The sequence below is a fragment of the Mesorhizobium sp. AD1-1 genome, assembly GCF_020164655.1.
Lineage (GTDB): Bacteria > Pseudomonadota > Alphaproteobacteria > Rhizobiales > Rhizobiaceae > Mesorhizobium > Mesorhizobium ciceri.
Genome location: NZ_JAIUGP010000015.1, coordinates 78265 through 101412, shown reverse-complemented (window position 1 = coordinate 101412; position 23148 = coordinate 78265). Strand labels below are relative to the sequence as shown.

At 61.8% G+C, this 23148-nt stretch carries 18 protein-coding genes; 5 read left to right on the top strand and 13 right to left on the bottom strand.

Translation table 11 applies throughout. The features are described 5' to 3' along the window. Genes LB519_RS24735 through LB519_RS24705 form a run of 7 tightly spaced genes read right to left on the bottom strand, consistent with a single transcriptional unit; the run spans position 1 to position 7643 of the window. Positions 1-606, bottom strand: coding sequence for a heme-copper oxidase subunit III (locus tag LB519_RS24735; RefSeq protein WP_224621412.1), 606 nt, complete (start codon positions 604-606; stop codon positions 1-3). Beyond that, on the bottom strand, positions 603-2573 hold the full coding sequence (gene ctaD / locus LB519_RS24730; RefSeq protein ID WP_224621411.1) for a cytochrome c oxidase subunit I: 1971 nt from the start codon (positions 2571-2573) through the stop codon (positions 603-605). Before ctaD ends, LB519_RS24735 begins: the two co-directional genes overlap by 4 nt. After that, complete coding sequence (gene coxB, locus LB519_RS24725; protein ID WP_263484982.1) at positions 2570-3562, bottom strand: cytochrome c oxidase subunit II; 993 nt, start codon at positions 3560-3562, stop codon at positions 2570-2572. The genes ctaD and coxB overlap by 4 nt, the downstream gene beginning before the upstream one ends. 14 nt (positions 3563-3576) lie before the next feature. Continuing rightward, positions 3577-4110, bottom strand: a complete 534-nt coding sequence (locus LB519_RS24720; protein WP_224621409.1) for a c-type cytochrome — start codon at positions 4108-4110, stop codon at positions 3577-3579. Further along, complete coding sequence (locus tag LB519_RS24715; RefSeq protein WP_224621408.1) at positions 4107-4976, bottom strand: substrate-binding domain-containing protein; 870 nt, start codon at positions 4974-4976, stop codon at positions 4107-4109. The genes LB519_RS24720 and LB519_RS24715 overlap by 4 nt, the downstream gene beginning before the upstream one ends. Next, a complete protein-coding gene (locus LB519_RS24710; RefSeq protein ID WP_224621407.1) occupies positions 4957-6837 on the bottom strand; it encodes a methanol/ethanol family PQQ-dependent dehydrogenase in 1881 nt (626 codons plus the stop codon). The genes LB519_RS24715 and LB519_RS24710 overlap by 20 nt, the downstream gene beginning before the upstream one ends. Further along, on the bottom strand, positions 6834-7643 hold the full coding sequence (locus tag LB519_RS24705; RefSeq protein WP_224621406.1) for a heme-binding protein: 810 nt from the start codon (positions 7641-7643) through the stop codon (positions 6834-6836). Before LB519_RS24705 ends, LB519_RS24710 begins: the two co-directional genes overlap by 4 nt. Positions 7644-8421: 778 nt before the next feature. On the opposite strand from LB519_RS24705, the gene LB519_RS24700 reads away from it, so the two are divergent. The 4 genes from LB519_RS24700 to LB519_RS24685 all read left to right on the top strand — a co-directional run bounded on the left by LB519_RS24700 (position 8422) and on the right by LB519_RS24685 (position 13851). After that, positions 8422-10971, top strand: coding sequence for a caspase family protein (locus LB519_RS24700; RefSeq protein ID WP_224621405.1), 2550 nt, complete (start codon positions 8422-8424; stop codon positions 10969-10971). 14 nt (positions 10972-10985) lie between these two features. Continuing rightward, positions 10986-11300, top strand: a complete 315-nt coding sequence (locus LB519_RS24695; RefSeq protein WP_224621404.1) for a hypothetical protein — start codon at positions 10986-10988, stop codon at positions 11298-11300. 198 nt (positions 11301-11498) lie between these two features. Continuing rightward, entirely contained in the window at positions 11499-12599 is a 1101-nt protein-coding gene (locus LB519_RS24690; RefSeq protein ID WP_224621403.1) for an OmpA family protein, read from the top strand. 73 nt (positions 12600-12672) lie between these two features. After that, positions 12673-13851, top strand: a complete 1179-nt coding sequence (locus LB519_RS24685; protein ID WP_224621402.1) for a caspase domain-containing protein — start codon at positions 12673-12675, stop codon at positions 13849-13851. 45 nt (positions 13852-13896) lie between these two features. On the opposite strand, the gene LB519_RS24680 is transcribed toward LB519_RS24685, so the two are convergent. Continuing rightward, positions 13897-14490 carry a DUF6931 family protein gene (locus tag LB519_RS24680; protein WP_224621401.1) on the bottom strand — a complete coding sequence of 198 codons (594 nt, stop codon included), beginning with the start codon at positions 14488-14490 and terminating at the stop codon, positions 13897-13899. A 188-nt stretch (positions 14491-14678) separates the two neighbouring features. Here LB519_RS24680 and LB519_RS24675 point away from each other — a divergent pair, with 188 nt between their 5' ends. Then, a complete protein-coding gene (locus tag LB519_RS24675) occupies positions 14679-15212 on the top strand; it encodes an OmpA family protein (RefSeq protein WP_224621400.1) in 534 nt (177 codons plus the stop codon). Between the two features lie 12 nt (positions 15213-15224). Here the strand turns inward: LB519_RS24675 and LB519_RS24670 are convergent, their stop codons facing one another. The 5 genes from LB519_RS24670 to LB519_RS24650 all read right to left on the bottom strand — a co-directional run bounded on the left by LB519_RS24670 (position 15225) and on the right by LB519_RS24650 (position 23070). Beyond that, positions 15225-16853, bottom strand: a complete 1629-nt coding sequence (locus LB519_RS24670; protein WP_224621399.1) for a caspase family protein — start codon at positions 16851-16853, stop codon at positions 15225-15227. Between the two features lie 198 nt (positions 16854-17051). Next, complete coding sequence (locus tag LB519_RS24665; protein WP_224621398.1) at positions 17052-19445, bottom strand: M23 family metallopeptidase; 2394 nt, start codon at positions 19443-19445, stop codon at positions 17052-17054. Next, entirely contained in the window at positions 19442-19852 is a 411-nt protein-coding gene (locus LB519_RS24660) for a DUF1036 domain-containing protein (protein WP_224621397.1), read from the bottom strand. The genes LB519_RS24665 and LB519_RS24660 overlap by 4 nt, the downstream gene beginning before the upstream one ends. Before the next feature lie 105 nt (positions 19853-19957). Next, on the bottom strand, positions 19958-22291 hold the full coding sequence (locus tag LB519_RS24655; protein ID WP_224621396.1) for a serine/threonine-protein kinase: 2334 nt from the start codon (positions 22289-22291) through the stop codon (positions 19958-19960). Beyond that, positions 22288-23070: a PP2C family protein-serine/threonine phosphatase gene (locus LB519_RS24650; protein WP_224621395.1), complete on the bottom strand. Its 783-nt coding sequence runs from the start codon at positions 23068-23070 to the stop codon at positions 22288-22290. The genes LB519_RS24655 and LB519_RS24650 overlap by 4 nt, the downstream gene beginning before the upstream one ends. Positions 23071-23148 lie beyond the last annotated feature (78 nt).

Sequence of the window (23148 nt, the reverse complement as noted above, 5' to 3'; positions counted from 1 at the left end):
TCAGCCTAACCTCGGCATCCAATAGATGAGCAAATAGATCGGAATCCAGGTCAGGACCACGAAGTCCCAGTAAAAGACATTGTCGCCGACATCGCCAAAGCGCCGGCCGCTGTGGCCATGGCGCGTGAACATCAGCACCGTCAGCACGAGGGTGTCGCCGACATCTGTTATGAGATGCATGGTGTGCAGCCCGAGCAGCACCCAGAGCATGGATCCATAGGCATTGGTGTCCCAATAGATGTTCAGCGCCGGAAACTCGAACCAGCGCACGACAAGCGGGGCCAGACCGAGCAGCGACATCACCACCATGCCGATCCGCACCGGCCCGATCGCGCATTGCTTCGCGTAACGGTTGAGGATGTGGTTCGGCACTAGGCTGAGGATGAGAAGCAGCGTCACGATCGTCCCCGGCCAATGGTTGGGCTGCGGAGCGCTCAGACGCCAGTTGGGCCACAACGTCGCTAGATAGAGATAAGCGCCCGCCGCCAGCGCGAAGCCGGTGCCTTCGAGTGCCATGAAGCCCAGCGTGCCCCACCACGTCGGGCTGCGCGGACCATGCCCGAAGGTCGGCAGGCCGGAAATATCGGCGGCGGGGCGCTGGTTCATTCCTCGTCCTCCGGATCGCCCTTGGGCCAAAACCATCCGACCAAAGTGATGGCGATCGGCGCGGCGCCCCAGACAAGCGCCCATGGCGTGAAGATCGAATAGACAAATGTACCGCCGACGGAGAGCGCCGCCAGCAGCGGCCAGATCGACGGCGTTGCCGATTTCTCGCGAATGTCTGGATGGGCTTCCGCAACGGTCGAGATGAGGAGCTCGCGCGCGTCGACCCGTAACCCGGTCGCCACAGGCAGCGCTTCGCGCTCGGCCCAGAGCGGCTCGACATGCGTGACGATCGGGATGCGCGCGAAATTATAGCTTGGCGGCGGCGAAAATGTCGCCCATTCCAACGTTCCGGCATCCCACGGATTGTTTCCGGCCGGTGCGCCCTTCAACGCGCCATGCGCAAGGTTGAAAGTGAACAGGACGAAGCTCAAGAAGAAGAGCACCGCCCCGGCCGAGATGAAAAGGTTGATGTTTCCCCAACCAAGTTCGGCCGGATAGGTGTAGACCCTTCGCGGCATGCCCCACAGCCCGACGAGATGCATCGGGAAAAAGGTGGCATTAAACCCGATGAACGCCAGCCAGAAATGCCAGCGGCCGAGGCGTTCGCTCATCATGCGGCCGCTGATCTTCGGGAACCAGAAATAAGCCGCGCCAAGCAGCGGGAACACCGAGCCGCCGATCAGCACGTAGTGGAAATGCGCGACGACGAAATAGGTGTCGTGGACCTGAAGATCCAGTGGCACCGAGGCGAGCATCACGCCGGTCAGCCCGCCGATGACGAAGATGAAGAAGAAGCCGAAGACGAACAGCAACGGAGTTCGGATCACCGGTCTGCCGTCCCATAATGTTGCCAGCCAGCAGAAGATCTGTACGCCGTTCGGGATGGCGATCATCATGCTGGATGCGGTGAAGAAGCTGGCGCCAAGCTTCGGCAAGCCGGTGGCGAACATGTGATGGACCCAAAGCCCGAACGACAGGAAGCCGACCGCGATCAGCGACAGGACCAGCCCGAGATGACCGAAGGTCTGTCGCCTGGCGAAAGCGGGGATGATCGAGGACACCATGCCCGTCGCCGGCAGGAAGATGATGTAAACTTCCGGATGGCCGAAGAACCAGAAGAGATGTTGGAACAGCAGAGCATCCCCACCTTCGGCCGGGTTGAAGATGTGCGTGCCGACCAGCCGGTCAAGGATCAGGAAAGTCGAGGTGATCATCACCGCCGGCATCGCGAAGACGACGACGAAAGAAGTGACCAGCATCGCCCAGACATAGAGTGGGATCTTGTCCAGCGACATGCCGGGGGCCCGCTGCTTGAACACCGTGACGATGGTCGCCACCGCGACGGCCAGTGACGACACTTCGGTATAGGTGATCATCTGCGCCCAGACGTCAGCCCGCTTGCCCGGTGCGAATTCGGGGCCGGACAGCGGTACGTAAGCGAACCAGCCCACATCAGGGGCCATGTTGAGGGCGAAGGACACCCAGGCGAAAGCGCCGCCCGAAACGTAGATCCAATAGCTGAACGCGTTCAGGCGCGGAAAAGCGATGTTGCGGGTGCCGACCATCAGCGGCACCAGGTAGATGCCGGTCGCCTGCACGATGGGCACGGCGAACAGAAACATCATTGTAACGCCATGCATGGTGAACAGCTGGTTGTAGAGGTCGGGCCCTATCAGGCCGCGTTGTGGTCCAGAAAGCTGGATGCGCATGACGACAGCGTTGAGGCCGCCAAGACCAAGGAAGACGAAAGCGGTGATCAAATAGCGTCGTGCGATCACCTTGTGATCGACGCTCGACAGCGCTCCGACGATGCCGGAGGGCGTCCGCCAGGTGCGCTCAAGCCAGCGATGCAGGCCGGCATCATCCATGCCCGTATCGCGGGGACCGTCATGTTCGGGAACAAGGTCGCGCCTGGCGGGACCCGGTTCCGGGATGTGGCGGTCGCCTGTGGTATCGGCACTGCTCATTTCAGCCCCTCAAGATAGGCGACGATGGCGTTAAGCTCATCGCCGTTGAGTTCCACCACCGGCATGTGGGATCCGGGCTTGATGCCTTGCGGGTCGGCTATCCAGGCGGCGAGATTGCCTCGGCTCATCGTCAGCGTTCCCGCCGCCAGCGTTTTCCGGCCGGCTATATGGGTGAGATCGGGAGCGACCGTTCCTCCCGCGGGCGTGCCGCCTATTCGGTGGCACATCACGCAGGGGCGCCTCAGAAACAGATATTGGCCGGCTTTGGCCTCGTCACCGGTCGGAGCCGCGGCCGGCTGCAACTGGTCGTTCCACCAGGCGTCGAACTTTTCACGCGGCTCGGCGATGATGAAGGTGCCCATATTGGCATGCTGCGCACCGCAGAATTCAGCGCATTGACCACGGTAGACGCCTGGCTTGTCCGCCTTGATATCCAGGACGTTCATGTGGCCCGGGATAAGGTCGAGCTTGCCGGCCAGGCTTGGGATCCAGAAGGAATGGATCACATCGGTCGAGGTCAAAAGCAGCCGCACCGGCTCGCCGGCAGGGATATGAATCTCGTTTGCCGTCGTCAGGATGCGGCTCGGCGTAGCATCCTCGTAGCGCACCTCCCACCACCACTGGTGCCCGGTCACCCTGATTGTCAGCGCAGTCTCCGAGCCGATCGCAGCCAGCGTCCTGTTGGCGAAAAAGCTTAGCAGCGTCAGTCCGATCAGGATGATGGCGGTCACTCCGATGGCGGACACGACCACGCGCATCTTGCGGCGTTCTGCCGCTTCGTCGAGTAAGAGGGGTTCATCGCCGGAACGCGATCGCATGACCAGCGGTGCTGCGAGAGCGATCATCACCAGCGCCCAAACAACCGCGCAAAGCGCGGTGAAGAACCAGATAAGCCAGGCCAGCTCGCCGGCTGCGGGGCCTTTCGGGTCAAGCGCCGACTGCCAGCCTGCGCATCCCTGCAGAAGCAGGACACAGAAGGCGAAGGCCATTGAGGCCGGGCGCTTCACGGTGATTTGCCCAGTGTCGCGGCATCCGGCAGGCGGTTTTCCGAGGGATGCACCATCATGTCGTCATTGCGTTGCGGCGCGGCGGAGGAGGGCGCGTTGCCTCCCAGTGCGCGCACGAAGGCCGCCAACTCCCATATCTGGTCGTCAGGTATCTTCTGGCCGAAGCTTGGCATCCCGTTGGGCCTGCCGTCGCGGATCGTGGCGTGGATGCTTTCGATCGAGTTGCCGTAGAGCCACTTCTCGTCCATGAGCGCCGGGCCCATACCGCCACCGCCATTGGCATGGCAGCCCGAGCAGTTGAACCAGCCGAACAGGCGTTTGCCCTCGCTCATGTGGAAGGCGTTGGCCTCGAAGCTCGCCGCCTTGTTGTCGGTGGGGGAGGGTCGCTTTCCGCCCGGCTCCAACGTGGTCACAGGCGTCGGCTGCTCACCTGAGCCGAGCGCCGATTGCGGTCGCGTGTCGCGCTCCTCGCGCTGGCAGGCGACCAAGGCCAGCGTCAAGGGCAGCAACATCGCCAGAGCCTTCCTCATCGCGCCGGTCTCCCGGCCATGTCCAGACGCGGTACGCCGTATTGCGCCAGAACCGCGTCGATCTCGGCCTTGTGTCGGGCAAGCGCGCTATTCACATCGCCACGCAGCGCACTGTCCTCGCGTCGCACACCCATTGAGATGTCGTACATTAGCGGCAGTTGCGGCCCGTCGATGCGCGGCGTGACCGGCGTGATCCGGAGCGGCACCTTTTGCCTCTGGGCGAAATAGCCGGCGAGCGGACCCCAGACCACGGCAAGATCGATCTCGCCGTTCGCGACAGCTTCGACAATGCGCGCTGGAGGGTTGGGAGCGGAGTAGTCGCCATAGACGGGGTAGCCGATGAGGTGCCCGACGATGCCGCGGCGGCCAAGCGCCTGGACAGGCGGTGAGTTGGCGCCATCGTCGCCGATGAGCTGAACACCGATGCGCAATTCTTGCAACCGCGGGTCGTTGAAGGACGTCACGTCCGGGCCGTCCTGGCGGGTCACGAAGACATAGGACGAACGATAGTAAGGAGTGGTGGTGCGCAGCATTTCGAGATTGGCAGGCGTGCCGGGCACGAGATCGCAAAGGCCTGCCTTCAGCGTGTTGCGGATGAAGCCACGGCGTTGCGCCCACCAGGTATACGTCAGCTTGGCGCCGAGATCAGTGGCGACAATTTTCGCGATCCTGTTCTCGAAGCCTTGACCGGCCGCGTTGGAAAACGGCATGTTGTTCGGGTCGGCGCACACTCTCAATTCACGTGCGTTGGCAACAGCCGGCAAGAGCAACAAGGCGAGCCCGGCCATGCCGATCGCCACCCGTTGGAACGCCTTTCGCGCCGGACGTACGGTCAAGTTCAATCCATCAAGGCAGCCGGAACACATAAAGCGTGCCTCCCGCCGTGGTAGCGTTCTTTAGATCCTTCATCGCGTTGACGAAGCCAAGTGCCGCAGTGGCATCGCGTGGGTCTAAGTCGCCCGAAACGATGGCGCCGGCCCAGCCACCGACGCCTGACAGAATTGCGACATACTGGTGCCCATCGGGGCCGCGATAGGTTATTGGCTGGCCGATGATGCCGGACGATGTCTTGAACTGCCAAAGCAGATCGCCAGTCCTGGCGCTGATCGCCTTGAACCAGCCTTCCATGGTGCCGTAAAAGACGACATCGCCGGCAGTGACGACGGTGCCGCTCCACACCGGAAAGTTCTCCTTCAGGACCCAGGCCGGCTTGGCGGCGGCAACATCCCAGGCGGTGAAGGCACCACGATTGCCGCCCGGCCCGGGGATCATGCGTACGTTCATGCCGACATAGGGCGTGCCTGCGATGTAGTTTACCTCGACGCCTTCTTCATCCATGCAGAGATTGTTGTGGGGGATGTAGAGCAGGCCGGTCCTCGGCGAAAACGCCGATGGCTGCCAGTCCTTGAGGCCGGACGCTGTCGGGCAAATGTCTCGGACCACCTTGCCGGTGCCGGTTCTCTTGTCGGGGTTTGCAATCAGGCGGCCGGTCTTCAGATCGACGCCTTTGCTGGAATTGACCGGGCCATAGGCTGTGGCCGAAAGCACCTCTCCAGTGGTCCGATCGAGGATATAGAGGTAGCCGTTGCGTTCCGGTCGGACAAGGACCTTGCGCGGCTTGCCTTGCCAGGTCATGTCCAGAAGGATCTGCTCGTTGATGCCGTCATAGTCATGGAGGTCATGCGGGCTCCACTGATAGAACCACTTCGCCGCTCCGGTATCGGCGTCACGCGCGAAAATACCGGACGTCCATTTGTTGTCGCCTGGCCGCAAATCCGGATTCCAAGGTCCTGGATTGCCTGTGCCGTGGAAGATCAAGTTCAAGTCCGGATCATAGGAGATCCAGCCCCACATATTGCCGCCGCCGATCTTCCAGGCTTCCGGCGGCCATGTCGTCACGCCAAGGTCTGTGCCCTTATCCATGTCGTAGTGGGGCTTGAAGTCCGGGCCAATCAGCACATCCTTGTCGGGTCCAGTGCCATAAGCCGTCCAGATAACATGCCCGTCTCCGGCATCCAGCGCCTTGACCCAGCCGCGGACGCCCATTTCGCCCCCGGAATTGCCGACCAGAACTTTGCCCTTCACCACCAGCGGAGCCATGGTGATGGTCTCGCCAATGTTGATGTTTCCAATATGAGCGTTCCAGATCGGCTTGCCCGTATAGGCATCGAGCGCGATCGTGTGGCCGTCCAGCGTGTTGAAGAAGATGCGTCCGTTGGCGAAGGCCGCTCCGCGGTTGACGACATCGCAGCAGGCCACCCCTTGTGCCGCCGGCTCGGGGTTGGGCTCGTACTTCCACTTCATCGGCGCGCCGGGCTTGGAAAGGTCGAGCGCGTAGACGATGTTGGGAAAGGGCGTGACGACGTACATGTTGTTGCCGACGACCAGCGGCGCTGCTTCCTGGCCCTTGTTCACGCCGGTCGAGAAGGTGAAGGCGACCTGCAGGTTCTTGACGTTGCCTTCGTTGATCTCGGTCAGTTCGCTGAAGCGGGTCGACGCGTAATTCTTGGCCGGCATTGTCCATTGCCCGTCATCGGGTGGCGCCGCGGCGGCGGGCGGGGCAATAGCCGCCGCCGATGGGGGCTCCGAGGCACCGCTCAGAAATGGGCCGCATGCCAGCAGCATCACCGAGAGTATGCCCGTGCGAAAAGAATTCCAGATCGCCAATGCGCGGGCGCCTTGTCCTGCGTCAACGCGCGCTGGTGCCGGGTGCAGCATGCCTTTCATTTGTGGATCGAGCCTCCCACGCCGGCGCCGAGCTCCGTCGCTATATCGGCCTCGGTGCCGGCGCAAAGCGGATGGCCCCAGCCCGAGGCGCTTTTGCCGCCGGGTTCGACATCGTAGACGATGGCGTCCTTGCGATTGGGATTGACTCCGGCGGGAACCTTGTCGAGGCCAAGCGCCGCGCGAACACGCCAGGCGACATTGTGATCGGCGCACGAGGAATCTCCGGAGACCCCGAGGCCTCCGACGATGTTCTTGCCGTCATAGAGGGCAAGCCCGCCGCCAAACACAACGACGCCTCCGATCGGCTTGCCGATGAGGGGATCGCTGGCGCTTCCGAAGGTTTTGGGATCGCCCGCATAGGCTGCGGCCTGGTTAACCGGGTTGGTCTCCTGCAAGCCGAAAAGCGGCCCACCCGGCTGCGCCCCCGCGTAGAGATTGGCCGTCGATAGGGCCATTTGCGCCAGGCTGAGTCCGTTGGCCGTATTGGCCTTCTCCGCGGCGACGAGGCGGCTGCCTGGCCATTGCGAATCTGCGGTGGGACCGCTGAAAGCGATCGCGCACACGGCGCCATCGCGGGCAACGACAGCGGCCCATTCGTTGGTCTCAAAGCCTCCGTTGGCAGGTCCGCCGCTTGCTTTCACATTGGCCTTGAGGGCGGCGAGCAGCTTATCGTGGTCGGTCGGGCAGGGCGCCTGTGCCATGGCCTGGCCGCCCTGTGGGAACAGGCCACTCGTCAACAACACCAGACCAAAGGCTGATAGCAAATGCTGACAGCGATACATTGTCCTGCCCATTCGTTCGAGCATCAAAGAATCCCGGAGCATTCTGGCAGCCTGGAAAATGCGAAAATGAATCCGTGGTCCAATGCCGTTGGTATTTAACTTGGGCGATGCAGCTATGTTCCTGCTTTTGCAAAAAATTGCGCAGCCTCGTACGCCGATGCAGGGTTGCCGTCTGTCCGTGGCGCCGGCGGAATATCCGCGGCCGAGATCGTGCTACCTACTTGTGATACGCATTGTGATACAAACGATCCGGCAGGAAGGAAAAACGTAACAACGCAGTTAGTTGACCGGCTGACTGATCCCGCCGACGGTACCATCAGTTCCAGTAACTAATTGAATTAATGTGACGTTTTACCTTTGGCGAAGTTGTATCACAATAGAAGTTGGGCGCGCTCGGAACGCGACGCGAAGAGATTGATAGCAAAAAGCTCTTTGCGACAACGCGACGATCATTGTCGGAACCGCCAGGATTCATGGCGAAGAAAATCGAACCGGAAGGGCTTGGATGGGCCGCTTCCCGTCGACCGTGGGAGCCGATGGATAGCATTGTGCGCACCCGTCGCTGGATTGAAACCTGGCGGCGTGCGTCGGATCTAGACAGCCACGCCGGTGCACTTTGACACTCATTGCGGATGGTTCGGCTCTGAGGTAACTTAGACCCCAATCGGATGGGGAAAGTGCCTGCTGTCGAGACGGTTTTCTCTCTGTTCCCGTCTCGGCAGATTGTGAGCTCTCTAACGAACCTTGGTACCGCAACCTGGGGGCTTGTGGTCATCAGGTTGCGGCGGTTGAAACAGTTGCCATGCTCCGACTTTGCGGATTGATCGCGGTCTTCCTTGCAGCGGCCCTTACGACCTTCGATGCGTCGGCCGATCGCAGGGTCGCCCTTGTGATCGGCAATTCTCAGTACCGCGAAATCCCCGCTCTCAAGAATCCTGACAAGGATGCCGACGATGTATCCAAGACGTTTCGGTTGGCTGGTTTCGAAGTGTTCGTCGCCAAGGATCTCACAAAGCTGCAGTTCGAGGCACAGTTCCGTAACTATCTCGCGGCGGCGGACGGCGCCGATCTGTCCGTCGTCTACTATTCAGGTCACGGCTTTCAGATCGGCGGCGAGAATTTCCTGATCCCTGTCGATGCTTCGCTGAAGAATGCGGCCGACATAGAGGTCCAGGCGGTCAAGCTGGACGATGTCCTCCAGCAATTGCGCGCCAAATCGAAGATCCAGGTGATCATCCTCGATGCCTGCCGCAACAATCCGTTTCCGCGCAAGGATTATTGGCTGAGGGACCAACTGATCACGGCAGGCAACACCGGCCTTGCGCAGGTCAAAAGCTCGCTGAACACGCTGATTGCCTTTGCCACCGAGCCAGGCGCGGTGGCTTATGACGGAGCGGGAGACCTCAGCCCGTTTTCATCCGCATTTTCGCGTCGGGCGCTGGCGCCGAATCAAGAGATACGCACGGTCATGGCCGCGGTGCGGCGCGATGTGGTCGAGGCCACCGACGGCAAGCAGGTTCCCTGGGAAAACTCGTCGCTCATCGACGAAGTTGTGCTGATGCGCCGCGCCAGCCGGCCTTCGCTGCCGCCGGTTCTGGAGAAGGTTGTGCCGTCGGGTGTCGGGCCGGTTGCGCTGGACTTGCCGGAACCGGTCGATGTCGATGGCGGATCAATCACCGTCAGCATCGAAAGGCCGCCGGCACTTGGGCGCCTGCTGCTGGACGGCAAGGCAGTGGCGGTCGGCGAACAGATCCAGGGCAAGGACCTGCCGCGCCTGAAGCTGGATGTGCCCAAGGGGGCCGGTGGGACGGAAGAGGTCGACATGCTGGCCTACGCCACGCATGACAATTGGGGCGGCGAAGCCCAGGGCATCATGGTGTTCCGTGTCAAAAGCGGCCTGGGCGCCGAGGGCGAACAGATTGTGGCCTCGCTCGAGACCGAGCAGAAACAGCAGGTGCTGGAGCGAGGCATCCACATCACCGGTGCCGCCGAGGCGATCGAGAACCGTGAGATCAGCGTTCCGGTCGGTGTCGGCCCGGTTCCGCTGAAGCTGGACTTCCCGACCAAGGATCCCGCGGTCAGTCTGAAACTCGCGAGCTATCCGGCAACGGGAACGCTGTCCCTGCCGGATCGTGCCTTGTCGCCAGAGTCGAGCCTGATGGCGGATGAGGTCGATAATTTGCGCTATGAACCCCAGATCGGTGCCGCTGAACCGGTCGAGGTCGGCTTCGAAATCCGGGCCGACAGCACTTCCGCCAAGCCGGCCACGATGAAGCTGTCGCCAAGCGTCGATCCTTGCGACCAGGCTGCCGGAGAACCTCTTGATCTGCAGGGCGTTGTCCCCGGCCTGCTGCCGAATGAAATCGGCGCCGAGGCCGAGAAGGCCTGCGAGGCGGCGGTGAAGGCCTATCCCGATGTCGCCCGCTTCCGCTACGAACTGGGCCGAGCGCTGCTGGCGGCTGGCAAGGTCGATCAGGCGAAGAAAGCCATTCAGGAGGCGGCCGACAGGGGCCATTTCCGCGCCGTGTTCGAACTCGGCTACCTCAACGCAACGGGAACGGGAATGCCCACCGACCGCAAGCAGGCCAACACCTTCTATGCGGCGGCCTCCGACAAGGGCGATCCTTACGGGATGACGTCATGGGGACGTGCCTTGTTCAATGGTTATGGGGTCGAACGCGACACCGGCAAGGGTCTGGACCTGCTGCTCAAGGGGGCGGCGATGGGGCATACCTATGCCATGAACGATCTCGCCGCGATCTTCACGGAAGGGCGCAACGGCATGCCCGCCGATCCTGCCCGCGCCATTGCCTTCTTGAAGGCAGGCGTCGAGCGGCAGGACATGTATTCGATGAACCTGCTCGGCCGTAACTACCTAGCCGGTGTGGGCGTCGAGAAGGATCCGAGGCAGGCGCAAGGGCTATTCCAGAAGGCCATGGATCTAGGCCAGCCCTACGCTCCGGCGAGCCTTGCGCGCATGTACCGGGATGGCGTTGGTGTCGAGCAAAACCTCGACGAAGCGCAAAGACTGTTCGAGTTGGCAACGGCACGCGGCGATCAGTCCGGTGCATATGACCGCGCAGCGCTCGAAATGCAGAAGGGCGCCAATGCGGACCAGACGAGAGCGGTACGTTATCTGGCCTTCGCGGTCGCGCTTGATCTTCGCAAGGAATTGCCGGGCGCTCAGACGACGCTAACGAAGTTCGCAGTGAAGACGAAAACGGCCGCGCTCATGCAATTGCGCGGCGAACTCAAGTCGAAGACCCCGGCGAAGGGCTCGCTCGACGACCAACTGGTCGACGTGGCCAGAGCGGTCTGGGAGCAAGCCAATCCGCGTCGGGATTTGTTTTGATCCACGAGGAGGCAATGGTGGGCAGGGCAGTGAAGCAGGCATTGATCGCCACAGTTCTATCCAGCGCTCTGGCGGCACTAACGGGCTGCATGTCCGTTGCGCCCAAGGCCGAACCGACGGTGACGACGACCAAGCACAGGCCGAAGCTCATTCGCACGACGACCACGCCAAAGATCACCAAGCAGAAGAAGGTCATCGCCAAGAAGGTGGTCAAGCCGGTTGAGGAAACCACTGTTCCCCTGCCGGTCGTCCCTGCCACAAGTGGAGGTGGTGGTGGCGGCGGCGGGAGCGGCGGAGGCAGCAGCGGCGGTGGCGGCTGGGGAGGTTGACCAGGCATCGAGAGGGTTGGCAGTAACTACGGCTGCGTTCTGGTTGTTGCTGAACTGATTTTTGCACCGTTTTGACAACGGCTTGGGTTCCCCAGAGCACTACCTCGGGATTTCCGGGAGTTGCTCGCCAAGCAGTCGCAAGTGCTCTATGCTCCTGCCAGGTGTGGTGTCGATAGCGGTCCTGGGCAGGGGCATTCCATGTTCGAAGTCGTCGCATTCTGGTGGAAGACGAGGCTGAAAGGCCCCGCCACACGAGGTCTTGGCCTTGTCGTCGCGCTTTCCGGCTTGCTGCTGCTCGGATCGCAGGCCGCCAACGCAGCGCCGAACTGGACGCTTGATCCCGCAGCTTCGGTCATCACCTACCAGTCGGTGAAGAAGAACACGATCGTCGAGACAAACAAGATCAGGAACATCACCGGCACGCTCAGCTCGGCGGGTGATGCCAAGGTCACCTTCGACCTCAATTCGGTCGATACCGGCGTCGACCTGCGCAATGTCCGCATGCGCTTCCTGTTTTTCGAGACATTCAAATACCCGACCGCCGAGCTGACGGCGAAGGTGGACCCCGCCGCATTCGCCGATCTCGCGACAAAGCGCAGGGTGAAGGCAACTTTGCCGTTCCGTCTCAATCTGCATGGCGTCGAAAAGGACCTCGAGGCCAGCATCGTCGTCACCATGATCAGCGACACCATGGTGTCGGTTGCTTCGGAGGCCCCTGTCGCTGTCCATGTCGAAGATTTCGGCTTGCTGCCGAACGTCGACAAACTCCAGCAGGCGGCCAATGTGACCAACATCGTGCCCACCGCGTCGGTGTCGTTCGATTTCGTCTTCACCGCCGACGGCAGCAAGCCAGCCGCCACCCAGACCGCCGCAGCGACTCCGGCCGATGTGGGCCCTGTTGCCACCGACGCCGCCAAGGCGAACTTCAGCGATGAGGAATGCCTGAACAGGTTTGCCGTGCTCTCACGCACCGGCGCCATTTACTTCCGGCCGGCCAGCGCGCGGCTCGATGCGAAGAGCCGCCCGTTGCTGACGGAGGTCGAAGGTGTTGTCGGCAAATGCCCAAGCCTGAAGGTCGAGGTCTCCGGCTATACCGATTCCGATGGATCGCCGGACGCAAACAAGCAACTGTCGGAGCGGCGCGCCCAGGCGGTTGCCGACGCCCTGGTTGCCGCGGGCATTCCGCGCAACCAGATCAGAGCCGCCGGCTATGGCGAGGAGCGGCCGGTTGCCGCCAACGACACGCCCAAGAACAAGGCGCTCAATCGGCGGATCGAGTTTTCCGCTACCAAGCTCTGAGGTTCCGGTGGGGTGCGATCTGATCGCCCGTTGCGGTGGCCTTTTTCGCGCTGCTGGGTTTGCGGCGCTCGCCTTGCTTTTGACTTTGACGGCAGCCAGTGCCGAGCGCCGCGTCGCGCTGGTCCTCGGCAACTCCCAGTACCAGCACGCAGCACCGCTCGCCAATCCGGCGCGCGATGCTGAGGCCATGGCTGAACGCTTGAAGAAGCTCGACTTCGAGGTGGTTTCCGGCTTCGATCTGACCAAGCCGCAGACGCAGGCGATGATCGCCCAGTTCGCAAAACAGGTGCGCGGTGCCGACATTGCGCTGTTTTTCTACGCCGGCCACGGCTTGCAGGTTGCGGGCAAGAACTACCTGCTTCCAGTCGACGCCGCACTGGAAGACGAAACCTCCTTCGACTTCGAGGCCGTGCCGGTTGATTTGGTTCTACGCCAGATGTCGCGGGAGACCAGCATAAGGCTGGTGTTTCTCGACGCATGCCGCGACAATCCCCTCGCCGAGGTGCTGGCCAAGACCGCAGGTGTCAACGGCGCAAGCAGCGGCCTTGCCGAAATCCCGATAGAGGATCGTGGCTCCGGCACGCTCGTCGCTTTCGCCGCCAGTCCCAATCAACTCGCCGATGACGGGTCGGGCGAACATTCGCCTTTCACGTCGGCGCTCCTCAAGCATATCGGCGCACCCAACGTCTCCATCACCGGGGCCATGGACAGGGTCACCAGCGACGTCCTCAAGGCAACCGCCGGCAAGCAGCGCCCCTGGATCAACGTTTCGCTGACAACGGAGGTCGTTCTGCACAAGGTCGATCTCAACGCGCCATTGATCGTGGGCGAGGCGAGCGCACCTCCAACCGAAGGCGGCTCCGACGCGGGCAACACTGGCGCTGCAAGCGCATCGGGCCAAGGTGACGATCAGCTTGCACTCGAAGTGCTGCGACAGAAGATCCCCAGGCTGGCCTCGGACGACCCGATCTTTTTCGATCATCCGATCGATTTCGGCGATCCGGCAATCGACGGCAAGAGCATCGCCCAGCTGATCAAGGGCAAGCCCCTGTTCAGCCCGGTGGAGGGATTGGACAAGTCGGTATGGGAGGGCAAGCACTGCGACGGCTGCCATGAATGGGACGAGGCACGGCTGTGCGAACAGGCGAAAAATTTCGCCACAAACGATGTCTCCGTTTTGCGCCTGCAACATCCACTGGGAACCCGTTTCAAGGTGGCGCTTGCCAAATGGGCTCAGGGTGGCTGCAAGTAAGGCAGGACGATAATGGCATCCGCCCGATTTCTTTCGGGATAGGTTCTAGTAAGCATCCGCCGAATGGCGTGGCGCCTCGATCTCGGCCATCTGGATACCCATTTCGACAAACGCGGAAAGAACGGCAAAGCGGTCCGCGAGTGCGACACGCGCCAGCCCGGCCAGAACACCAACATTGACTGCATGGGCGGCAGCAAACGGCTGCAAGGCCGATGGTGTTTCTGCACCTACAACAGATCCGCCAGCAACAGAACCATTGTCACGCCATCCCGCCGCCAGGGCAATCCAGGCGCCGGGCGTTGCTGGCGGCGTTGCCTCTGGCAGGTTCACTGCGGCGCGATGGCGGGGGCTGTCCGGTTCACCGACCCAGTCGCGAACATGGGCGAGCAATTCGTGATCAGTTCCATCGAGCAACTCGCTCAGATGGCTCAAGCATTCATGCGCCCACCAGACCGCGGCCCGATCGGGGAGCAGGTAGGCACAGAACGTGATCGCCTCCTCGGGAACGCGGCCGGCGAGGAGACCGCGGCAAAACGCGATCGATGGCTGTTCGGTTGGAAGCGTCCTCATCTCCCGGGCAATAGCGGGACAAGCCATGAAGAGATCCCGTGCCGTCTTAAATCGAAGCCCATTGGCCATGACCGCCACGCTTTCATCGAGAAGCTCTAACCACTCAAGCCCCAGGCGCGGCGTGGGTCAAGTCTCTACCGATAACGCCGCAACAACTGCCGGCACCGCCGTATCCCCGGCGTTTATCAACAGACAATTGCCCCGGAGTTTGGTATGATCATGCCATCGAAATCGGATGCTCAACAGGAGTAACCGCTATGTGGGGCAGTTCAGCCTTTGTTTTGGCGGTCGTGTTTCTCTCGACCCACGCTTCCGCCGACCCTGTTCAGAAATCAGAAGACATCGTGAAGTTTTTTACTGGAGCGGCCGACCTCGGCAAGTCGCGAGGAATTTGTATCGGCACCGACGAAGAGTGCAAAAGCAAGAGCAAGGCGAAAGACGCGCCGGCAGCAAAATCCAGCCTCGATATGCTGATCAATTTCGGCTTGGATTCCGCCGAACTGGACACCACTGCGCGCGCTGAACTCGGCGAGTTCGCCAAGGCGCTGAAGGACAACCGGCTGAGCACGTTCAACTTCGTCGTCGAAGGTTTCACCGACGCCACCGGCACGGTGCACTACAACGAAGGCCTGTCGCAACGGCGGGCGCAATCGGTCGCTGCCTTCCTGACGGCCAGCGGTATCGAGGCTGCCCGTATCAACGCGATCGGCATGGGCGAAAAGAACCCGCGTAGTCCCAATCCCTACGATCCGATCAATCGCCGCGTCGAAATGCGGATAAAGACGCAGTAACGCTGCCAGCGGTCAGTTCTTGAGCACGCCGCCCACAGCCACACCGGCGCCGAAGATCAGTGCTTTGGCGAGGAAGTCGCTATTGTATCCGCGTGGCGGAGGATCATCCTGCCGCACGATGATCTCGCGGTTGCGCCACTTCCGAACGGCCTGCTGTTGTTTGCGAGGTTTCTGCGCCACCGGTCTCTGCGTGCGGACCTTCTGTGCCACCTGCATTTTCGGTTGCGTCGCACGGGCCTGATCGGCAGCATATCTGGCGCGCACGGCTTCCATCATCGGATCTGTCTGGATCACGAGGAATGCCAGTTGCTCGCCTGTCAGATAGGTGGTCTGCGGCAGGCCGTTCTCCGCTTGCCAGATGCCCATCGCCTGACGGGTCTGTGGGCCCATGTTTCCGTCGACGCGGCCAAGCTCGTTGCCCAACGCTTCGATGCGCAATTGCAGGTCGATGCGACCCTGACGGTCGAGGCCAATGGCACCTTCCGTCAACTCGGTGCCCGGTGTTTGCCTGACCTCCTCCGGGACGCCGACCGAGGTGCGCACGGCCGAGCCGGAACTGGCGTTCGCCTCGTCCGTATCGAGTGCCGCGACCTGCCGGTTTTGGGCTTTCTGGTCGTTCAATTCGTCGACGTTCAGTCGCGCCACAGCGGCGAAGCGACCGTTCGGAAACTGGTCGAGATAGGCTTGGTAGAACGGAACAGAATTGTGCTTCGAAGCCTCATCCCAAAGACGTTGCTCGACTTCCCACGAAGGCGGATCACTGGGAACGGGGGCAGCAGAGGATGTCGCTGCGCCGCTCGATGCGCGGGCCACGGGATCTGCAGCAGGTGCCGCTGCCGCGATTGGTTTTCCCAGGAAAACCTCGCGTCCCAGCGATGCGTTGTGCCAGGACCTCTGGCGACCTTGCGTGGTTTCGGTCACTTCGCCGCGCACGCGCGTCAGCGCGCTCTGGATTTCGACGCCGGGTTCAGTCAGATGCCTGGCGAGCGCAGTTGAGTAAGGACTGTCGACCCCGTTGCCGTCGAAGGCGATGGCGCCCGGATCCGTTGCATAGGCAATCAGGAGGCCGCCGGTGCCGACACCGTTCGACATTGCTTCGACCGGCGCCAGACCTGTGCCCAGCGAGGTAGAGCGGCTTTTCGGCAGCGAGGCCGCCAGCGTCCTTGCTAGCGGATTGTCGCGGCAGGCATCGAGGATGATGACGCCAATCGCCGGATCGGGCGGCAGCGCAGCCATGAAGTCGTCGATCTGAATGGTACGGGTCTTGAGATAGGCCGGCGACGTCAATTCGGCGTCGACCGGTATCAGGTAGTTCTTGCCGTCGACCTGCATGCCGTGACCGGCATAGAAAATGACCGCGACGTCCGCATCGTAGGATTGCTCGGTAAACCGGCTGATGAGGCTGTGCATGTCTGCATTGTCCTGGTCGACCCCTTCGATCACCTCGAAACCGGCATTGCGCAGCGTCGATGCGATGAGGTGGGCATCGTTGGCGGGGTTGGGCAAGGCAACCGCATGGACATAGTTGCTGTTGCCGATCACCAGCGCGACGCGCTTGGCATCAGGCGCAGCAGCCTGGGCGCCGAGAGCGGCAAGGAAAACCAGGATAATCCCGCTTAGAAAGACCGTGAACACTTTCATGGACCAGCCCTCTACCCATCAGGGTGCACTGTTGATGTCTGCGCATGCTCAATTTAGTCAGCGACTGGGTCGCTTGTGCCAAAGGATGGCTCTCGAGCGTATGTGGTCTTGACCTTAGTTTTGGTTCACAAAGGGCCTGAAAAAAGGTGGCTGTTGTGGCGCCAATATTCTGAGCGATCAATGCCGTGACAGGCAGGTTCAAAGCGTATTCTGAATCGAGCTTATGACGGCCGTGACGGCTTGTTTGTATTTTTCGAACTCAGGCGACGTCTGGCGGATTTCCGTTGTGCTGGTTGTCTGCTGGCTGGCGTCAGTCGCCACGCGAGCAAGCTTCTGGCCCATTTTCCTTTCTGCCCAATCCACGACATAGCCGGCGGTCTTGCCCGTGAGAAAGGGGTTGGCTTGAATGACGGCGGACCCGAGCACGGCGCTCAATTGCGCCGAGCCCGACGCCGACAGCACCTGATGCGCGCCTTCCATGCCCAGGAAATGGCAGAGATAGAGCCGGCCGGCTGTGATTTGATGGCCGCGTGCCCGAAGATAGGCTTCGCCTTCCCGCGCCAGATTTCGCACCATCTCGCGCGAGATCGTGGCGTCGTAGCGCAGAGCGAGCAGGTCGGCGGTCGACAGCGTTCGTGCAAGCTCAGGGCGGTAGGTGTTCATCATCCGGATCCAGGTCTTCGTTATGAACTGGCCGGCGCCGGTCGCCGAAGAATTCGGGTTCTTGGCGCGGGCGCTGCCGCCACTTTCGACATGAACGATACGCTCGGTCAGCGTTTCGACAGCGACATCGCCGGAATTGCCGGAATTGCCGGTATCATAGGTGGCGACCGTGGTGACCGTCCCCAGCGGGTCGATCGCCTCGCCATTCTGATAGAGTTCGAAATGCAGATGCGGCCCGGTCGACAGACCGGTGGTGCCGATATAGCCAATGATGTCACCGGCCTTCACCTTTGTGCCGACACCGCCTGCGATTGCGAATTTTTGCATATGCGCGTAGCGCGTCTCGCGTCCGTTGGGATGCGCGATCTTCACCAGGTTGCCGTAACCGCCGCCGTCGCCCTGGAAGGTGATCTCGCCGTCGAAGGCGGCTGCGATCGGCGTGCCCACAGGAGCCGCCCAATCGACGCCCTTGTGGATACGGACCACGCCCAGAATTGGGTGCTTGCGCGGACCGAAAGTCGACGTCATCACCCCGTTGACCGGCGTGACCATGCCGTTGGTGACCGTCAGCGAACGAACCTGATCATCGCCGGTAACGCACGCAAACTGACCGTCGCTCTGCTGGAAGACGAAGCACTCGAGGCTCTTTTCAGTACCCTGCACACCGACATACAGCACGCGTCCGTCGGTTTCGCTCTTGCCGCGCGGCGTTTGCGAATAGATCAGGACAAGGCGCTGGTCCTCGCTGGCGAAGGCGTCCAGATCCTGTCCTCTCGACAGGTACATGATCGCTTCGCCGATCACGCTGGTAGGAACTTTGTTGCGCGCCGCCGTCGAGTAGATTGCATCGAGCAGGCGATACTGCCGTTTGTGCGTGCCCTCCTCCGGTGCGCCCGAATAGTTGAACAGATCTTCGCGGACCCAGGGATCGACACCCGATACGAATGCGCCCGCGGCGTTGCGCGTCAACGTGCCGACAAAGACGTTCTTGGCGTAGATCGACACCTGCATGAGCGACATTGTCGTCGTCTCGCGCGTCGGCCTGAAACCGCGCATGGCGACGACATAACCCGGTTCCAGGCCTTCCCGGTTGAAAAGCGCCTTCAGGGCTTCGCCTGCCAGCTTGGCGTCTTCGGCCGAGAAATGGGCATCGAGCGCGACGCTGTCCAGGCTACGGTCGTTGAGGATTTTCACGAACGTGTCTTCGGTCGCCTCGAACCGCTGATACTCGCTCGCGACGGTGGCGACACTTGTGTTGTTTTCGATCTGTGTCTGATGGAATGCGGGCAGGGCTGCCTCGCCGGCATCGATTGTTTCACCCCAGCCGGCTTCGGGATCGTCGGTGCCTATCTGCTGTCCCGCGGCAGCCGGAGCCTCGTTGGGGGCAGGCACGGGCTGAAGATCGTTTTGCAGGTCCCCCACCGGTGGCTGAACATCGTCCTGCAGATCGTTGGACGGCGGGGGGGTGGTCTGCCGCTGTGCCTGGAAGAATGCGAAGTCCTCCTGCGTCGATGGTATCGTCGTCATGAATTTTTCGCTGGCGCTGAGCATCACATCCGACAGGATTTCGATCTGCGGAGAAACGCCGGCCTGATCGAGATCCGTCGGCCTCGCGATCGCATGGCCTTTCGACGTGGTGTCGGCGTCGGGGGCAAGGGTAATCCACATCGGGTCCCCGGCAAGGTCAATGATGGCAGGCACATAGACCGATGCATCGGCCGGCACGTCATCCACCCCTTCGACCGCGTGAAGTTCTTCGTCTTCGTCGCCGAACGACCAATAGTCCGCGGTGAGGTAGAAGCCCACGGCGATAGACAGCACGACGATTGCCGCCAGACCGGCAAGCAGCCGGCGCCAGAGCTTGCGTCTGCGACGCGCAAGGCGTGCCTGCTTCTTCTGCTTGAAGCTCGTGTCGATACTGTGCGTCACGGGCCGTTTCCGGTCAGGAAAAACGTCCACCGCACCTGTTCAAGCGTATCCACTTCGAGAAATTGCGCTGCGATATGGCCGCGCTGCCAGCATTCGTCGATACCGCGGATCGAGAAACGCCGCCGCTCGATACACATTCCGGTCGATCCGGTGAGGATCGCATGGCCAAACACGTCCGTTGCATAGATGTAAATATAGCGGTTCGTCAGCTCCTCGCGGATGACGTTCACGCATTGATTTGCGCCGATGGTCCACCAGCCGTCGGTCTGGTCCGCATTGTCAATCATCTGTCCGACCGCGAGATTGACGACGTCGAGTGTCTGATTGCAGACCGTGAATTCGGCGCGCGCCTCGCCGGATGACAGCACGGCCAGCAAAGCGGCACCCGAGATCACCGCGAGCTTCATGCGTCCTGTCAGGGCAAGCACGGCTCGAACCGGATCACGCTGCTTTATGGGCAGGTCGGCAGACGAGTGGGGCAAACACGAGCAGCTTTCCATCGGGCGCCCATGCTATCCGCCGAGCCGGAAATACTTGGCAGTGGCTGAGAACTGAGATCCGTCGGTCTCGATTTCCTCAAGAATCTTTGGGAGCAGCACCGAGGCTGGCGTCGGCGTGGAGAACGCAGCCGCCTGAATGTCCTGCGGGCCGGTGATCACCATTATGATCTGAGGCACAGCCTTGCCAGTGGCCTTGTCGGCGGCGCCGAGGCCAATCGGGATGCTGAAGGTAGCCTTGTCCGATTGTGCGACGATGCGGTCGTCGAGATTGAACACCATGCCCTTGTGATCGATCAGCAGCACGCTGGAAATGAGCCCGCCATGCGTTGCCAGCGTGCCGCTGATCGGCGTACCGCTTGGCACCGATGTCCGGTCGAGAACAAGCTGCGGCTTGTCAGCCGCGGTCTGCCCCAGAAAGCGCAGAAAATTGGTGACTTCGCATTGGCTCGGCTCAATGAGACGGACGCTGATGTCCGGCTCGACATGGAATTTGGCCTGGAAATCGCTTAGCATCCGCTCAAATGGCTGAACCGCCGTTCCAAATCCTTCGATAGCGGCGGACGTATCGGTTGACGAATTCATGGCCGCATAGAAACAGTCGCCGCCGCCGAAGTCGCGAACCCAGGAGACACGTTGTGCGATGTCGTCGACGGCCGGGGGAACCGCCGGTTTGGGCACGTTCAACGCGACGACTGGTTGGTCCGGCTGTTTGGCCGCCGGTGGCGCCGTCTTTTGGCTCTCGGCGTTCGCGACATCCGTCTGGCTTGCATCGGGTTTGGCCGCCGGGGCTGCCACCTCGGGCGTTGCCGGCTGGCTGATCTCTGGTTCGGGCTTTGGGCTCTCTACAACCTCTGGCTGGGCTTGCGGTGTCTTTTCGGACGGCTGCTGCGCGTCCGTTGCCAATGATTTCGGGGGTTCCTCGCTTTTAGCGGTGGGCGTCGCCGGCTCCGGCGTCTGCACCGCCTTGGCATCTGCCTGGCTTCCAGCCGGCGGCACGCCAGCCTCCGGCTGCGCGGGCGGAACTGGCTTTGCCGGCTTAGGGGCGTTCGCGGCTTTTTCCGTGGAGGTCGGCTTTGGCGTTTCCGGTACGGGCTTTGATGGTTCGAGCGGGGAAAGCGATGTCTTGCCGGCAGTCGACGTCGCCGGCGTCATGAAGCCGCTCAGATACAGGCCCGCGCCTGAGGCAATAGCCAGCGTCGCCAAGCCAGCGATCGCGATGGTTCGGGTCGTTGTGGATTTCTTGGGCATATCCGCCGTGACCGCGCGTGGCGGGCCGGCGACCGGAAAAGGCCGCGGTTCGGACAAATGCGCGGGCCGGACATGCGGGACGAAGCGCTGCTCGTCCGGACCCGTTGCCGTCGGCGCGTTGTATTCCATGACATCGGATGGCTGGGGCCGGCCCTTGGGATCAGGAGCAAGGGTTTGCCCGGCTGGTGGGACAGCCGGGCGGTTGCGGGGTGTGATGGAAGTCGGCGGCGTTGTTCCTTCGTCTTCGCCACGCGTCATCCTGGCGATATCAGCCATGCTGACCGGCCGGTCTCGCGGATCCGGTTGCAGCATGGCTTCAACAATACCACGAAAATCGTCGTCGATGCCCGAGAGATCAGGCACGGCCCGGCGCTTTTCGATGATCTCGAACTGCGATCCGCTCATGTCGATCGGTTTCCCGCGCAGAGCGGCAGCCAGCACCAGCCCAAGGCTGTAGATGTCGGACTGTTCACTGACGTCGCCGCTGTACAGCCCGAGCTGTTCGGGCGAAACGTAGTTGTACTTTCCCGCGAATTTCCCGCCGATCAGCGTCTCCCCGCCTACGGCCGCTGATCGCGCTATGCCGAAATCGATGATCTTCGCGCCGTCGACCCGGCCCCCTGGCAGGATGACGTTGTCCGGCGAGAGGTCGCGATGGATTGCTCCCGCTTGATGGACCGCGCTCAGGCCGGATGCGAGGCGATGGCAGAGCTTGCGCACCTCTCCCGTCGGCATCGGGCCCCGTCGCATGATGTCGTACAACGACTCGCCGTCGACGAATTCCATGGCAAGGTAGGGACGGCCTATCCCGGGATCGATGGTGAAGACGTGGTATCGCACGACCGCGTCATGCGACAAATGGTTGAGGATCGAGGCCTCCTTGCGGAACAAGGACAGGATCGTCTGGTCACGGGCAAACTCGGGCAGGACGATCTTGATCGCGACGTGGTCTCCGGTCTGGATATTGTGGCCACGGTAGACCTCGCCCATGCCGCCGAACGCGATCCGCTCGTCAAGTTCATAGATGCCGCTGAGTTGCGTGCCTACGGCGGTATTGGCCACCTGCGGCAATATTCGCGTCTTGTCGTCGGCGCTCATCGGCCTTCGCCCTCCGCTCTGGACCAATCAGGGTGGAGCGATTGTCCGTTGCGCCCTTTTTTGATCTTCACCAGCACGATGGTGACATTGTCCGTTCCGCCCCGTGCCAGCACCGTTTCCAGCAGATTTTGGCACGCCGCCTGGGGTGTCGCCGATACGACAGCGGCCTCGATCTCCGCGTCGGTAACATGCGCCGTCAGCCCATCGGTGCTCAGTACAAAAATGTCCCCCGGCATCAGTTCGCCTTGTTGGAAATCGACGACGAATTCATCGCTGACGCCCACCGCATGCGTGATGACATTGCGGCGTGGCCAGGTGAGTGCCTCGGTCGCACTGATCATGCCTCGATCGAGGAGTTCCTGCACTTCGGTGTGGTCTTTCGAAATCTGCGAGATCGAGGCGTTGCGGATCAGATAGATACGGCTGTCGCCCGCCCACAGGCAGGCAAACCGCCCGTCCATCGCCAACAGGGCGGCGACCGTGGAACCGATGGTTATGCCGCGAGACTCCGATATGCCGCGGATCTCGGCATTGGCGCGGCTCAGCCGGTCCTCGAAGCGCGCCCGTAGATCCGGCGCGGAGCTTGCGATGCCGATCGTGGCCAGATGGTCGACAATGCTGGCTGAGGCGACCTCTCCGGCCTCATGCCCGCCCATTCCGTCAGCCACCGCCCAAAGGCCGGTTCGTGGCTCGAGCAGATAGTTGTCCTCATTGTGCTCACGCACACAGCCCTTGTGGCTCACGCCGAAACTTTCAAAGGGAAGGGCGACATCGTTCAATTTGCCACCAAGCGCTTCTCAAGCGCCCTCGACGGCGCCCCGCCGGGCGCCCGCTCGAGCCACTTTGCCACAGGCACG

Coding starts and splice junctions, on each gene's coding strand:
- LB519_RS24720 (WP_224621409.1), bottom strand. CDS start 4,110: ATGAGGAAGGCTCTGGCGATGTTGCTGCCCTTGACGCTGGCCTTGGTC.
- LB519_RS24660 (WP_224621397.1), bottom strand. CDS start 19,852: ATGAAGCTCGCGGTGATCTCGGGTGCCGCTTTGCTGGCCGTGCTGTCA.
- LB519_RS24695 (WP_224621404.1), top strand. CDS start 10,986: ATGGTGGGCAGGGCAGTGAAGCAGGCATTGATCGCCACAGTTCTATCC.
- LB519_RS24690 (WP_224621403.1), top strand. CDS start 11,499: ATGTTCGAAGTCGTCGCATTCTGGTGGAAGACGAGGCTGAAAGGCCCC.
- LB519_RS24675 (WP_224621400.1), top strand. CDS start 14,679: ATGTGGGGCAGTTCAGCCTTTGTTTTGGCGGTCGTGTTTCTCTCGACC.
- LB519_RS24700 (WP_224621405.1), top strand. CDS start 8,422: ATGCTCCGACTTTGCGGATTGATCGCGGTCTTCCTTGCAGCGGCCCTT.
- LB519_RS24680 (WP_224621401.1), bottom strand. CDS start 14,490: ATGGCCAATGGGCTTCGATTTAAGACGGCACGGGATCTCTTCATGGCT.
- LB519_RS24715 (WP_224621408.1), bottom strand. CDS start 4,976: ATGTGTTCCGGCTGCCTTGATGGATTGAACTTGACCGTACGTCCGGCG.
- LB519_RS24710 (WP_224621407.1), bottom strand. CDS start 6,837: ATGAAAGGCATGCTGCACCCGGCACCAGCGCGCGTTGACGCAGGACAA.
- LB519_RS24705 (WP_224621406.1), bottom strand. CDS start 7,643: ATGCTCGAACGAATGGGCAGGACAATGTATCGCTGTCAGCATTTGCTA.
- ctaD (WP_224621411.1), bottom strand. CDS start 2,573: ATGAGCAGTGCCGATACCACAGGCGACCGCCACATCCCGGAACCGGGT.
- LB519_RS24735 (WP_224621412.1), bottom strand. CDS start 606: ATGAACCAGCGCCCCGCCGCCGATATTTCCGGCCTGCCGACCTTCGGG.
- LB519_RS24655 (WP_224621396.1), bottom strand. CDS start 22,291: ATGAGCGCCGACGACAAGACGCGAATATTGCCGCAGGTGGCCAATACC.
- coxB (WP_263484982.1), bottom strand. CDS start 3,562: ATGGCCTTCGCCTTCTGTGTCCTGCTTCTGCAGGGATGCGCAGGCTGG.
- LB519_RS24670 (WP_224621399.1), bottom strand. CDS start 16,853: ATGAAAGTGTTCACGGTCTTTCTAAGCGGGATTATCCTGGTTTTCCTT.